At 63.7% G+C, this 13,257-nt stretch carries 15 protein-coding genes; 4 read left to right on the top strand and 11 right to left on the bottom strand.

Features of this window, described 5'->3' with window-relative positions:
- Nucleotides 1–65 precede the first annotated feature (65 nt).
- The 4 genes from AC3A43_RS18560 to AC3A43_RS18545 are packed head-to-tail and all read right to left on the bottom strand — an operon-like array spanning nt 66 to nt 2,448.
- Nucleotides 66–368 carry a non-heme iron oxygenase ferredoxin subunit gene (locus AC3A43_RS18560; protein WP_487794297.1) on the bottom strand — a complete coding sequence of 101 codons (303 nt, stop codon included), beginning with the start codon at nt 366–368 and terminating at the stop codon, nt 66–68.
- Nucleotides 368–850, bottom strand: a complete 483-nt coding sequence (locus AC3A43_RS18555) for a nuclear transport factor 2 family protein (protein ID WP_487794042.1) — start codon at nt 848–850, stop codon at nt 368–370. Before AC3A43_RS18555 ends, AC3A43_RS18560 begins: the two co-directional genes overlap by 1 nt.
- A 16-nt stretch (nt 851–866) precedes the next feature.
- On the bottom strand, nt 867–1,238 hold the full coding sequence (locus tag AC3A43_RS18550; RefSeq protein ID WP_487794041.1) for a hypothetical protein: 372 nt from the start codon (nt 1,236–1,238) through the stop codon (nt 867–869).
- A 13-nt stretch (nt 1,239–1,251) separates the two neighbouring features.
- Complete coding sequence (locus AC3A43_RS18545) at nt 1,252–2,448, bottom strand: aromatic ring-hydroxylating oxygenase subunit alpha (RefSeq protein WP_487794040.1); 1,197 nt, start codon at nt 2,446–2,448, stop codon at nt 1,252–1,254.
- Nucleotides 2,449–2,817: 369 nt separating this feature from the next.
- Here AC3A43_RS18545 and AC3A43_RS18540 point away from each other — a divergent pair, with 369 nt between their 5' ends.
- The 4 genes from AC3A43_RS18540 to AC3A43_RS18525 all read left to right on the top strand — a co-directional run bounded on the left by AC3A43_RS18540 (nt 2,818) and on the right by AC3A43_RS18525 (nt 7,405).
- Nucleotides 2,818–5,232, top strand: coding sequence for a TonB-dependent receptor (locus AC3A43_RS18540; RefSeq protein ID WP_487794039.1), 2,415 nt, complete (start codon nt 2,818–2,820; stop codon nt 5,230–5,232).
- Nucleotides 5,233–5,300: 68 nt separating this feature from the next.
- Nucleotides 5,301–5,780: a nuclear transport factor 2 family protein gene (locus AC3A43_RS18535; protein WP_487794038.1), complete on the top strand. Its 480-nt coding sequence runs from the start codon at nt 5,301–5,303 to the stop codon at nt 5,778–5,780.
- Between the two features lie 36 nt (nt 5,781–5,816).
- Complete coding sequence (locus AC3A43_RS18530; protein WP_487794037.1) at nt 5,817–7,055, top strand: aromatic ring-hydroxylating oxygenase subunit alpha; 1,239 nt, start codon at nt 5,817–5,819, stop codon at nt 7,053–7,055.
- Nucleotides 7,052–7,405, top strand: a complete 354-nt coding sequence (locus AC3A43_RS18525; protein ID WP_487794036.1) for a hypothetical protein — start codon at nt 7,052–7,054, stop codon at nt 7,403–7,405. The genes AC3A43_RS18530 and AC3A43_RS18525 overlap by 4 nt, the downstream gene beginning before the upstream one ends.
- A gap of 32 nt (nt 7,406–7,437) precedes the next feature.
- Here the strand turns inward: AC3A43_RS18525 and pcaD are convergent, their stop codons facing one another.
- From pcaD to AC3A43_RS18490, 7 genes are read right to left on the bottom strand one after another with little or no spacing between them, the layout of a single operon-like run.
- Complete coding sequence (pcaD, locus tag AC3A43_RS18520; protein ID WP_487794035.1) at nt 7,438–8,226, bottom strand: 3-oxoadipate enol-lactonase; 789 nt, start codon at nt 8,224–8,226, stop codon at nt 7,438–7,440.
- Entirely contained in the window at nt 8,226–9,428 is a 1,203-nt protein-coding gene (gene pcaF, locus AC3A43_RS18515; RefSeq protein WP_487794034.1) for a 3-oxoadipyl-CoA thiolase, read from the bottom strand. The genes pcaD and pcaF overlap by 1 nt, the downstream gene beginning before the upstream one ends.
- Nucleotides 9,425–10,075 carry a 3-oxoacid CoA-transferase subunit B gene (locus AC3A43_RS18510; protein ID WP_487794033.1) on the bottom strand — a complete coding sequence of 217 codons (651 nt, stop codon included), beginning with the start codon at nt 10,073–10,075 and terminating at the stop codon, nt 9,425–9,427. Before AC3A43_RS18510 ends, pcaF begins: the two co-directional genes overlap by 4 nt.
- Nucleotides 10,072–10,782, bottom strand: a complete 711-nt coding sequence (locus AC3A43_RS18505) for a CoA transferase subunit A (RefSeq protein WP_487794032.1) — start codon at nt 10,780–10,782, stop codon at nt 10,072–10,074. Before AC3A43_RS18505 ends, AC3A43_RS18510 begins: the two co-directional genes overlap by 4 nt.
- Nucleotides 10,783–10,800: 18 nt before the next feature.
- Nucleotides 10,801–11,691 carry a dioxygenase family protein gene (locus AC3A43_RS18500; RefSeq protein WP_487794031.1) on the bottom strand — a complete coding sequence of 297 codons (891 nt, stop codon included), beginning with the start codon at nt 11,689–11,691 and terminating at the stop codon, nt 10,801–10,803.
- A gap of 37 nt (nt 11,692–11,728) precedes the next feature.
- A complete protein-coding gene (gene catC / locus AC3A43_RS18495; RefSeq protein WP_325466650.1) occupies nt 11,729–12,019 on the bottom strand; it encodes a muconolactone Delta-isomerase in 291 nt (96 codons plus the stop codon).
- An 11-nt stretch (nt 12,020–12,030) separates the two neighbouring features.
- Nucleotides 12,031–13,179 carry a muconate/chloromuconate family cycloisomerase gene (locus AC3A43_RS18490; protein WP_487794030.1) on the bottom strand — a complete coding sequence of 383 codons (1,149 nt, stop codon included), beginning with the start codon at nt 13,177–13,179 and terminating at the stop codon, nt 12,031–12,033.
- Nucleotides 13,180–13,257: the final 78 nt, after the last annotated feature.

Raw genomic sequence — 13,257 nt, 5'->3', positions numbered from 1 at the left:
GGACTGGCCGCCCGGCGCGCCGGCGGACTGCGACGACCCCGCGCGGAGCATGGCCCTGCCGCTGCTTATGAAGTGAGAAGGACTGCGCCATCCTGTTCGGTCACGCGATAGGTGCGGATCGCAATCGAGCAGGGCGCGCCGGTCGGCTCACCCGTCCTTATGTCGAACGTACCCAGATGATAGGGGCAGACGATCTGCCCATTCTCGATCTCGCCGTCGGCCAGCGATGCATCGCCGTGCGAGCAGCCGTCGTCGGTCGCGAACACCTCGCCGTCGAGGCGATAGACCGCGAGTACACGTCCTTCACCAAGATCGACTTGAAGGACTTCGCCCTCGGCGAGGTCGGCAGAGGCGCACAAATGCTCCATCACGCGCCCGCCGGCTTCTTGAAGGAGAGCGCGGGGACAATGTCCCCCTGCGCCCGAATGTCCAATATCACCGTTTGAAATTTCCATCCTTGTTCCGTTCTTTTCACGGTGGCGTCGTACCAGCCCCCAAGCCACTGATCCTCTGGTCCTTCGTCACGGTGCATCGTGCAGAGTTCCCAGAGATACCATTGGCATGTCCCGGAGTGCAGGTCGTCGGCGAGGGTGACGAGGGGGGCGACCATGAAGTGAATCGACCAGAGGATCCGCCCTGCCGCGATGTCGGCGAGGCCGGCGGCGATCGCATCGCGTCCCACCAGCGCCGCAAAGCCCTCGGCCGACCAGGATGCATCCGCCGCGAACAGCGGCCCCAGGATCGCGGGATCGTTCCGGCGGTCCGCGCCAAGCGCATAGCGGGCCACAAGATCGCCAATCGCGGCGCGCGCCTCGAGCGCGTGCAGTCGTTGCTCCAGAGACATCGCCATGGCGCCCGCGCTGCTGTCAGGCCGCCGCGGCCGGGGCCAGGCCCAGGGCGGTGTCCTGCCCGCCGTGGACGGCGATGAAGCGCGTTTCCTCGAACGCATAGGGGACGCCCGGCGCGCCGCCGTAAAGTTCGATGTGCGGCGCGACTTCGGCAAGCGACAGCGCGAGCTGGTAGAGCGGGTGCAGCTCCTGCGGCAAGCCGCCCAGTGGATACGCGTCCACGCGCGCCAGGATCATCTCGATCCGCGGCAGCATCGCATCGTAAAACGCTCTCAGTTCCTCGCGGCTCGCGGTCCGGCGCCGGGTCTGGCGCTCGTCGGCGCCGGGCAGGGCCCAATCGAGGAAGGGAGAGAGATCGGCGAAGTCCGCCGGCAAGCTGGTGTTGGTCATGGCTGCGCCCTCTTCACGCGTTGACGAACTGATCGACCACCACGGTCGAGTGACGGATCAGGATTTCATCGTCCTGCAGATGCTGTTCGCGCTTCGCCCGCGACTGCATCGCGCGCTGCGTGTCTTCCATCGTCGCGGTGTCCTCGAGCCAGGCGTTGCGCTGCAGAACCATCGCATGTTCGGTCGCCCAGCGTTCGGCATTGGTCAGCGGCGCCTTCACATAATAGCGGCCTTCCCAGAGCGTCTTGTTGTAAGCTGTCGGCCAGAACTGGTGCGTGAACCAGATTCCTTCCGACACATGGATCAGCGTGTTCGGGAACAGGACGCTGAGCTCGAACGCGAAGTCGTCGCGCTTGTCGGGGTTGATAGTGGGGGGCAGCATCGACTCGCCGCGCTGGGATACCAGCGAGGCGCCGGCCAGCGCGTTGGCGATGCCGGCGACCGGCGTCGGCTTGGCGTTCAGTGTCAGGCACACCGCGCAGGTGCGGTGCGGGCCCATCAGCTTCACATTCTGGAGGCCCGTCGAGAAGACGTTCGGGAACGACCCCGCGTGGATGGTGTCGACATGATAAGCCTCGGCAAAGGCATCGTGCGCGACCTTCCAGTTGCAATCCAGATGGGTGTAATAGGTGAAGCCATATTCGAGTTCGTGGAACGGATAGCCCGCGAAATGCGTGGCATAGTCGCCAAGATACTCGGTGAGACTGTTCTCGGGCGTTTCGGCGACGTTGATGAACAGGAAGCCTTCCCAGATATCCAGGTGGACCGGCGTCAGGCCGTTCTGGTCTTTCGAGAAGCAGTTGTAGAAGCGCTGCTCGCTTGGGACCTGCTTCAGATTGCCTTCGGCATCATACACCCATCCGTGGAATCGGCAGGTGACAATGGCGGCCTTGCTGCGGCCGAAAGTCTCTTCCCCGGTCTCGTTGACGACGGTGTTGCCGCGGTGCGCGCAGGCGTTGTGAAATGCGCGGACCTTGTTGTCCTTGCCGCGGATCAGGATGACCGACGTATCGGCAGCGGCAACCCGCTTAACCTTATAGTCGCCGACCTTGGGGATCTCGCTCGCGCGGCCGACGCACAGCCACACCTTGCGAAAGATTTTCTCCTTTTCGAGGTCGTACCATTCGGGCGAAATATAAGGCTCGGTGGAGATCGGGCCGGAGCCGAGCTCCGGATATTGCTCCATCCAGCGATGCGCGCTCTCGGACATGTCGGCTCCCTTCACTGTTGATTTTCGCGCCGGGGACAGATGCCCGGCGATTCCTTAAACTGGCGTCATCTTGCGGTTGGCGCGCGGGAGCCGCTAGCCCACCCCTGAGGGTGTTAGCCTGCCCGCGCAGCAAAGCGGCCGCGCCCGAAGAAGCGGGATTCCGACGCCTGCATTTTCTGCACAGTCTTCCGCAGCGAGGGGATGAAGGCAGCGGGATTAGGCTAGCGAAAAGATCCGGCCCGGCGTCTCTTATGTGCAACGGTGGGGCGTTCGATGATCCCGCCGATGCAGAAGGAACGGACTTCGGCCGGCGTCATGTCCAACGAGGCAGGGTCGCCAGTCTGATCTGAAATCAAGGGGACAGGCATTATGCGTTGCATTGAGACCAACACGCGGCCCGGGGCCGGACGTCACTGGCGGCAGGGACTGCTGGCCGGCGTATCACTCGCCGGGCTGTTCATCGCGGCTCCTGCCGCCATCGCACAGGATGCGCAAGCGCCGGCTGCGGCCGAAGCCGCAGCGGCACCGGACGGCGGGATCGAGGACATCGTCGTCACCGCGCGCCGCCGCGAAGAATCGCTGCAGGATACGCCGATCGCCATCTCGGCGGTCTCGGGCGATGCGATCGCCGCGCGCGGCCTCGACAATGTTACGCAGATCGGCGACTTCACCCCGAATGTGAAATTCAACAGCTCGGTCCCGGTGTCGGCCAGCAATGCGACCGCCGCGATCTTCATCCGCGGCATCGGCCAGAACGACTATCAGTTGTCCGCCGATCCCGGCGTCGGCCTGTATCTCGACGGCGTCTATATCTCGCGCGGTGTGGGCAATGTCCTCGACGTGCTCAACGTCGAGCGCATCGAAGTACTCCGCGGGCCGCAGGGCACCCTGTTCGGACGCAACACCATCGGCGGCGCGGTCAGCGTCACGACGAAGAAGCCCGGCGACATACTCGCAGGCAGCATCGACCTGACCACGGGCAGCTTCGAGCGGGCGCAGGTCAAGGCGTCGATCGACATCCCGCTGGCCGAGGGCGTCTACACCAGCTTCTCGGGATTTTACCATCGCCGCGACGGCTATGTGAAGGGCGTGGTGCCCGGTGCACCGGATCTCGGCAACACCAACCAGCTCGCGGGACGGTTTGCACTCCGCCTCGAGCCCACGAGCGATGTTACCATCGATATCGCGGTCGACGGGACGCGGGCCCGCGAGGAATCGGCACCCAATGTCCTCATCGCGCAGGACGAGACCGCACCGGCCGCCGCGACCTGGAACGCGCTCTATTCGGGCGCGCCAGGCATCTGCACCGACATGACCAACCCGGCGCGCCTGTCCGACCAGCGCTGCTACAACAGCCAGTGGGCGCTCGCGCCTTACCGGCACGGCGGCACCTTCACCACGGTGTCCGACGTGTTCAACAATAGCAGCCGCAAGCCGTATCAATCGGCGTCGAACCTCAACATCTGGGGCGTCTCGGGCGTGTTGAGCTGGAACCTGACCGATGCCGTGACGTTCAAGTCGATCACCGCCTATCGCAAGGTGACGGGCTTCTGGACCCGCGATTCCGACCACAGCCCGGCGAGCATCGTCCAGACGAACAGCGACTGGAAACAGGACCAGTTCAGTCAGGAGCTGCAGCTCGGCGGCGAAGCCTTCGACAAGCGCCTCAACTGGCTGCTCGGCGCCTATTATTCGAACGAGAGCGGCAACCACCGCGATCTCGTCAACATCGTTGATGCGGTGTTCCTGAGCGGCGCGGTGCTCGACGGCAAAAGCTATGCCGTCTTCGGTCAGGCAACCTACGAGATCGTCCCCGACCTCAACCTGACCGCGGGCGTGCGCTGGACCGAAGACCAGAAGACCTTCAACAACGCCAACCAATATGTCGTCGAGGCGGGCTTCCTGACCGGCGCGCCCTTCAACCCCGACGGCTCGGGACTGCAGGACGGCGATCCGTTGATGGGCCCGCTCGGGCAAAGCTCGACGATCAAGGACCGCGCCTGGACCCCGATGGCCAGCCTGTCCTATCGCTGGAGTTCCGAAGTCCTGACCTATGCCTCCTATTCGAAGGGCTTCAAGGGCGGCGGCTTCACCCAGCGCGTCTTCCCGCCGTTCGCCAACATTCCCTCGTTCAAGCCCGAGACCAGCGAAACCTACGAGATTGGCGTGAAGACCGATTTGCTCGACCGCAAGGTCCGCCTCAATGCGGCGGCGTTCGTCAACAACTACGACAATCTGCAAATCACCGTGAACGATCCGACGCTGGGGTTCGCGCCGATCATCCAGAATGCGGCGAAGGCCCGCATCAAGGGGATCGAACTCGAACTCCAGGCGCGTCCCACCGACGCGCTGCGGATCGACGCCGGGCTCGGCTATCTCGATGCCAAATATCGCCAGGTCGATATCCGGGCGCTCAACGCGGGCGTCAGCACCGATACCCATCTGCAAAACGCGCCCAAATGGACGCTCAGCGCTGGTGCTTCCTACGCCTTCGAACTCGGCGGCTCGGGGAAGCTGACCCCGCGGGTCGACTGGTCCTATCGCTCGCGCGTCTACAATGACGCCGTCAACACGCCGCTGCTGGTGCAGGATGGCTATCACCTGCTCAATGCGTCGATCGGCTATACCGATGCCGGAGAGCGCTGGTCAGTGAACCTCGGCGTGAAGAACCTCACGAAGGAAGTCTATCTCGGCTCGGGCTATGCCGACAGCTTCGGCGGCATTTTCGAGGGTGTCTATGGGCGTCCGCGCGAATGGTATCTGAGCGCAGGCTACAAATTTTAGGAAGAGGGGGGCAGCGGGCGGTCCCTTTGTGGGGGCCGCCCGCTGCGAAGGGTTGTTTTGCCATGACTATGCACGCCGACCTGGCATTGCGTATCACCCGGCTCGAGGCGAACAGGGATATCGAGCGGTTGATCGCCGATCTCGGGGCAGCGTTCGACGGCGGGCCTTCGGCTGAGGCGCTCCGTCCGCTGTTTGCCGCCGACGCAACATTCGAGATCGACGGATATGACACGCTCCGCGGCGCGGATGCCATCGCCAGCGGCGTGGCGGGAAATGCCGACCGCGGCTTTCGCTGGACCCTCCATTTCCTCGTCTCGCCGCGGATAGACCTCGCGGCGGACGGTCGCACGGCATCGCTGTCCTTCATGCTCTGGGAAGCGGCGACGGCGGTGAGCGGCCGGGCCTACTGGATCGGCGGCAGCTATGCGGCGCAAGTGACCTTGGACGGGGAGCGGTGGTGCTTTCGGCACTTGCGGTTGAGCGCCGACCTCATCTCGCATTATCCCGAGGGCTGGCACGCCAAGCCCGCAGCCTTGGATCAGGCCTGACAAAAGGCCGTTTTGTTGAAACTGGAGTAGCCGAAAATGCAACAGGATGCCCCGACGCTGGACCATATTCAGCGCACCATTCCGCAGATCCGCGAAGAGCTCGGGATTGCGCCGGTATCGGTCCGCCCGATCCGCGATGCAGCGATCTATGCCCTCGAAAAGGAAAAAATCTTCAAGAAGGTGTGGCTGAAAGTCGCGACCGCCTGGGAACTTCCGCAGCCCGGCGATTACAAGGTGAAGGAGATGCCGGTCGCCGATACCTCGGTGCTGATCGTGCGCGGCAAGGACGGCCGCATCCGCGCCTTTCACAATGTCTGCACCCATCGCGGCAACAAGGTGGTGCCGAACAAGGGGTTCGAAACCTTCGGCCGCTCGCGTGCCGGCGTCGTCACCTGCCGCTTCCACGGCTGGGTGTTCGGAACCGACGGACCGCTGAAATCGGTGCCGATGCAGGAAGGCTTTGGCCAGCTCGACAAAAGCTGCCTCGGGCTCAAGGAAATCGCGTGCGACGAGTGGGAAGGCTTTGTCTTCATCAACTTCGACCCCGAGCCCGCCCAGTCGCTGGCCGAATATCTCGGCGACTTTGCGGCGCTGTTCGGCGGCTATCCCTATCATGAATCGACGACCGCATTTCGCTACTCGACGATCCTCAAATGCAATTGGAAGGTCGCGCATTACGCCTTTTCGGAAGGCTATCACGTGCCCACCATCCATGCCGGATCGCTGCCCGGGTTCCGCGGCATCGAACATACCGACTTCAAGCTGATGGGGCCGCATGCGTCCTCGACCATCTATGGCGCCGGCATGGACGCCGCGCCGACGACGCAGACCTTTGCGGGTGTGTTGCATGGCTCGGAGAGGCATCAGCCCCGTCCGGACCAGTTGCCTGCCAACATCAATCCGGCGCGCCGGGACGATTTCCAGTTCGAGATCCCCAATATCTTTCCGAACCTGCTCATCCATCTGGCATCGGGTTGCGGCTATCCCGGCATGTCCTACTTCACGCACCAGTTCTGGCCGATCGATCATGGAACGACCCTGTGGGAAGGGATCAATTATTTCCGTCCCGCGCAGAACGCGGCGGAGCGGGCGGCGCAGATGCACGTCAACGCCCTGCACCGGAACGCCTGGCTTGAGGACACCGCCACGATGGAAGACACATTCTCGGGTATCATGTCGGGCGTGATCGACGAGATGCAGCTGATGGACCAGGAATTTCTGATCCGCCACGCGGCGCTCAATCTTGATGACTATCTTGCCAGGGAAGACGCATGATGACCACCGATTTGCCGATGATGCCCGCCGGGTTTGAGGATCTGGCGCCGCTTGCCGCCCGCTGGGGCCGCGCGACCGAGAATGAGCGCAACAGCCTCCGCCTGGCCGCGACCGCCGACGAATTTTCTGCATTCGATACTGCCATGGCGCCGCGCCTCGATGCGCTGCTGACCTATTTGCGCGATTGTCCGGCCGCGCCCGAGGAGCCCGGTCAGCGCAATGCCTTGATGCTCGCTTGTGCCTTCGCCGAAGCGGCACCCCATCATGAGCTTTATGGCGGCAGCGCCGAGGTGCCGTTCAGCTTCGACGCGCGGCGCTTCGTTCCCGATCATGGCGACGATCCGCTGTAGGAGCGGTCGTTCCGGACGGGATCTCGTCGCGATCAGTCGGCGAGGAAAGTGAGGACGGCCGCCGTAAACGCCGCCGGTTGTTCGACATTCGAGAGATGCGCCGCGTCGAGCATGGCGAGCCGCGCGCCCGCGATGGTGCTGGCGAGTGCCTCGCTATGCGAAGGCGGCGTGGCTGGATCGCGCGTGCCGCCGACGACCAGGACCGGAGCGTCGATCAGCGGTGCGATGCGGCGCATGTCCATATCGCGGATCGCCGCACAGCAGCCGGCATATCCGGTCGGATCGGTGGCCTCGAGCATCTGACGGATCGGGGCGATATCCATGGGTGACCTGGCCGCGAATTCGGGGGTGAACCAGCGCTCGACCGACGGCTCCGCGAGAAAGGCCATCCCCTCTTTCAGCACCGCGGCAATGCGCACATCCCAATTGGCCGGCGGCCCCATGTACGACGAGGTGTTCGCAAGGACGAGGCGGCGCACCCGGCTTGCGGCGCGAATGCCGAGCCATTGTCCGGTCATGCCGCCGAGCGACAGCCCGCAAAAGTCCACGGCGTCGACCTCGACGCTGTCCAGCAGTTCGACGACATCGCGGCCGAGCCGGTCCATCGAATAGCCGCCCGCGGGGGCGCCGGACCGGCCGTGACCGCGCTGGTCGTAGCGAAGCACGCGAAACCGGCTTGTCCAGGCGTCCATCTGCGGCGCCCACATCGCCATGTCAGTGCCGAGCGAGTTGGAGAGGAGCAGGACCGGAGCGCCCGCCGGGCCGTCGAAGCGATAGGCGATCGGGCATCCATCGCCCGTGGTGATGAAGGAGGGCGCCATCACACCCGCTCCACCGCGACTGCAAGGCCTTGCCCGACGCCGATACACAGCGTTGCAAGGCCGAACCTGCCGTTGGATATCTGCAACTGGTGCACCAGCGTCATGAGGATGCGTGCACCGGACATTCCGAGCGGGTGACCGAGCGCGATCGCGCCGCCGTTCGCATTGACCCTCGGGTCGTCGTCGGCGATGCCGAGGCCGCGAAGCACAGCAAGGCCTTGCGAGGCGAAGGCTTCGTTGAGTTCGATCGCATCGAAACTGTCGGCGGTCAGACCAAGCCGTGTCATCAGCTTCTCACAGGCAGGGACGGGCCCGATGCCCATGATGCGCGGCGATACCCCGGCCGCCGCCATCCCCAGGATGCGGGCACGCGGGGTCAGGCCATGATCGCGGACCGCGGACTCGCTGGCGACGATCATCGCCGCTGCGCCATCGTTGACGCCCGATGCGTTCCCGGCGGTCACCGTTCCTTCGGGGTGAACGACGGGCTTCAAACCGGCCAACATCTCCAGGGTCGTATCCGGACGGGGGTGTTCATCGGTATCGACGACCGTGTCGCCGTCCTTGCGGCGGGCAATGAGGACCGGCGTAATCTCGTCCGCCAGATAGCCCGAGGCCTGTGCGGCGGCCGCCTTCATCTGGCTGCGCATCGCAAACGCATCCTGGTCGGCCCGGCTGATCCCGAAATCCCTCGCAACATTCTCGCCCGTCTCGGGCATGGAATCGACGCCGTAGCGGCTCTTCAACGCGGGATTGACGAAGCGCCAGCCGATCGTTGTGTCGAAGAGGGCATTGGCGCGCGAAAAAGCGCGCTCGGCCTTGGGCATGACGAAAGGAGCCCTGGACATGCTTTCGGCCCCACCAGCAATCATGAGATCGGCATCGCCTGCCCGGATCGCGCGCGCGGCAGTGCCGACGGCATCGAGGCCTGATGCGCACAGGCGGTTCACGGTAGAACCGCCGACGGTCTCGGGCAGCCCCGCGAGCAGCGCCGCCATGCGCGCGACGTTGCGATTGTCTTCACCGGCCTGGTTGGCACCGCCGAGAATGACATCGTCGATGACGGCGGGGTCGATGCCGCTGCCCGCGACGAGCGCCCGGATCGGGATCGCGGCCAGGTCGTCGGCGCGCACTTCCGCCAATGCGCCGCCGTAGCGGCCGATCGGCGTGCGGATCGCATCGCAAATCAAGGCGTCCATCATGCCGCCGGCGCGCCAACGGCCAGGGGCGCACCGGTGCGGGCCACAACCTCGTCGATGCCAATGCCCGGTGCGGTCTCGACCAGCGTGAGACCGCCGGCCTTGCGATCGACGGCGATCACGGCAAGGTCGGTGACGATGAGGTCGACGACCGCCTTTCCGGTCAGCGGCAGGGTGCAGCGTTCCAGGATCTTCGGGCTACCGTCCTTGGCGACATGGTCCATCACCACGACGATGCGCTTGACGCCCGCGACGAGGTCCATCGCGCCGCCCATGCCTTTCACCATTTTGCCGGGGATCGTCCAGTTGGCGAGGTCGCCATTGGCCGCGACTTCCATCGCCCCCAGGACCGCCATGTCGATATGACCGCCGCGGATCATTGCGAAACTGTCGGCGGAGGAGAAGAAGCTCGAGGTCGGAAGGGCGGTTATCGTCTGCTTGCCGGCGTTGATCAGGTCGGGATCGGCGTCGCCCTCATAGGGAAAGGGACCGATGCCGAGCATGCCGTTCTCGCTTTGTAGCGTCACATGGACGCCTTTGGGGACATGATTCGCCACCAGCGTCGGAATTCCAATGCCAAGATTGACATAATAGCCGTCCCGCAGCTCCTTCGCGGCGCGCGCCGCCATCTCGTCGCGAGTCCAGCTCATGCCGCAGTTTCCCGCGGCCGCGTCGTCAGCTTCTCGATCCGCTTTTCGTTGATCGTCGAGAGGATGATGCGATCGACATAGATGCCCGGCGTGTGGACGCAGTCGGGATCGAAGCTGCCTTCTGGTACGATTTCCTCGACTTCCGCGACGGTCGCCCGGCCGGCGGTCGCCATGTTGGGATTGAAGTTGCGCGCGGTCTTGCGGAACATGAGGTTTCCGGCGGGATCGGCGCGCCACGCCTTCACGATCGACAGGTCGGCCTTCAGAGCGGTCTCGCGGACATATTCCTCGCCATCGAACATTTCGGTGGGCTTTCCTTCCGCCACGACGGTTCCGACGCCGGTGCGGGTGTAAAAGGCGGGAATGCCGGCGCCGCCGGCGCGGATGCGCTCGGCGAGCGTCCCCTGCGGCGTGAGCTCGAGTTCGAGTTCGCCCGACAAATATTGGCTCTCGAACAATTTATTCTCCCCCACATATGAGGAGATCATTTTCCTGATCTGGCGGCTCTCGAGCAGCATCCACAGGCCGAAGCCATCGGCGCCTGCATTGTTCGAGATGATCGTCAGCCCGGTCACGCCGCTCGCGCGGATTTCGGGGATCAGGCTTTCGGGATTGCCCGACAGGCCGAATCCGCCGGACATGATCGTCATGCCATCGAACAGCAGCCCTTCGAGCGCCGACGCGGGAGTCGAATGGATTTTTTGCATGGGTTCCAGGAATCCTGATCAGGCGACGGCACGCGTACGTGCGGAAAACAGTTCGTCATCGATCTGGTCCGACTTCTGCAGCACGAAGTCGAAGGCGATATAGGCCGCGTCGCCCTGGCGGTTGGGAACAGGAAGCAGCCCCTCGCGGGTGCCGAAGGCGAAATCGTCGGCAGCAAAGGGATCGTCGCCGAAATTGATCTGCGTCGTGAGGGTGCGATATCCCGGTGCCTCGATGAAGAAATGCACATGCGCTGGCCGGCTGCCATGGCGTCCGAGCGCATTCATCAGCGTCTCGGCGGCGCCGCCGGGAGGCACACTGTAACCGCTCGGTAGCCGCGAATGAAAGGCGTAACGTCCATCGTCGCCGATCCGGATGCGCCGCCGGTTATTGAACGGACTCTGCGTGCCGGTGGGATCGAAATGCGAGTAAAAGCCCTTCGAATTGGCGTGCCAGACATGCAGCAGCGCGCCCTTGACCGGCTCCCCCTCCATCCCCCGGATGGCACCATTCATATATAGTGTCCCGGTGTCATCGGCGTCCTGCGACAGGTCGACGTCGCCTTCGACGATCGGCGCATCCGCCACATACAGGGGCCCCTCGATCGTCCGCGGCGTACCGCCGGTGCGGCCCGCTTCAGCATCCTTGGCGTCCATGTAGAGGTCCATGAAATGTTCGAGGCCGATCCCCGGCACGAGCAGGCCGAATTCGTCGGCACCTTGCTGCAGGAAGGTGACGGCTTTCCAGAATTCGCTCTCGCTGATGTCGTGCTTGACGATCAGCGTCATCACGGATTCAATCAGGTCGCGAAGAATATGCTGCAGCCGCGGATCGCCGCCTTCGGTGTCGAGGCCGCTTGCCCGGTCGAGCAAATCCTGGACGGACGCGCTCTGCACAAAATCGGTGTTCATGAAACTCTCCTGTATTTTGCTCTGATTTTCTTTTGTCTCAGCGGTCGTCGTCGTGAACAGATGACGGGTGGCGGCAAAGCGCTGTGACGCGCACGTCCATGAAGGGGTAAAGCGGCAGGCCGATCAATATGTCGTGCAGGGCGCCATTATCGGCGACATCGAAGATGCTGACATTGCTGTACTGGCCGACCACGCGCCAGATGTGGCGCCAGGTGCCCGCGCGTTGCAGTTCCTGAAACCGTTCCTTTTCTGCCGCCTTGAGCGTTTCAAAGCGCGCCGGGTCATAGTCCAGCGGAACATTGACATCCATTTCGACCTTGAACAGCATATTCGCTCCTTTCAGGCAGCCGGGATACTGATGGTTGTGCGCACGGCGTCGCGCCGAAGGAAATTGACGCGGTCGTCATCGAGGGCGATCCCGAGGCCCGGCGCATCGGGGACGCCGAGCGAGAAATCGGCATAATCGAGAGGCATCGCCAATATTTCCTCGGTGAGCAAAAGCGGCCCGAACAATTCGGTCCCGAACGAAAGCGACGGGAAGGTCGCGAAAACATGCGCCGACGCGATCGATCCCACGCCACCTTCGAGCATCGTGCCGCCGTAGAGCGCGACACCGGCTGCGTCGGCAATCGCCTGCACTTGCTTTGCGGCGAACAAACCCCCCGATTGTTCGATCTTTACCGCGAAGACATGGGCGGCCGCATGGGTCGCAAAATCATAGGCGCTCGCCGGCCCGGTCAACGCTTCGTCGGCCATGATCGGAATTCGCGCGCGCGCCACAAGGCGCGCCATGCCGGCGCGGTTGAAGCGCGATATCGGCTGTTCGACCAGATCGCAGCCGATGTCGGCCAACATTTCGATGCCGCGCGCCGCCGTCGTCTCGTCCCAAGCCATGTTGACGTCGACGCGCACCGACGCCCTGCTTCCGAGCGTGCGCTTGATAGCCGCAACATGCGCGATATCGTCCTCGAGGGTGCGTTTGCCGATTTTCAGCTTGAACGCATTGTGCCGACCGCGTTCGATCATGTCTTCGGCTTCGTCGATGTCGAGAGCGGTGTTGCCGCTGGCAAGCGTCCAAAGGACCGGGAGCCGGTCGCGAACACGCCCGCCGACGAGCTCGCTGACAGGCAGGCTCATGCGTTTGCCCTGCGCGTCGAGGAGGGCGGTTTCGATCGCGCATTTCGCGAAGTTATTGCCGACGATATGGCCTGCGAGCCGCGCCATGGTTGCCGCGGGTCGGGTGGCGTCGCACCCCTTGAGCAAGGGCCCCAGATAGGTTTCGATGTTTAGCTGTATGCTTTCGGGACTTTCGGGGCCGTAGGCGAGCCCGCCAATCGTTGTTGCTTCGCCGATTCCGATAATACCGTCCGAGCAATGAAGGCGAACCATGCACAAGGTCTGACTGTGCATCGTCGCCATGGCCAGCACGTGGGACCGGATTGTCGGAAGGTCGACAAGAAAGCTTTCGACATGTTCGATTTCGACCATCAGGCACCCCGTTTCTGAAGTGAATGATATCCAGTCTTCGCTCAAAACTGAAAGACCGTGTCAGTCCACTGCTATACC

It is taken from the genome of Sphingopyxis sp. Soil_C_28, assembly GCF_057657055.1.
The sequence above is the reverse complement of the archived record's forward strand: the minus strand, read 5'-3'. Positions and strand labels throughout refer to the sequence as shown.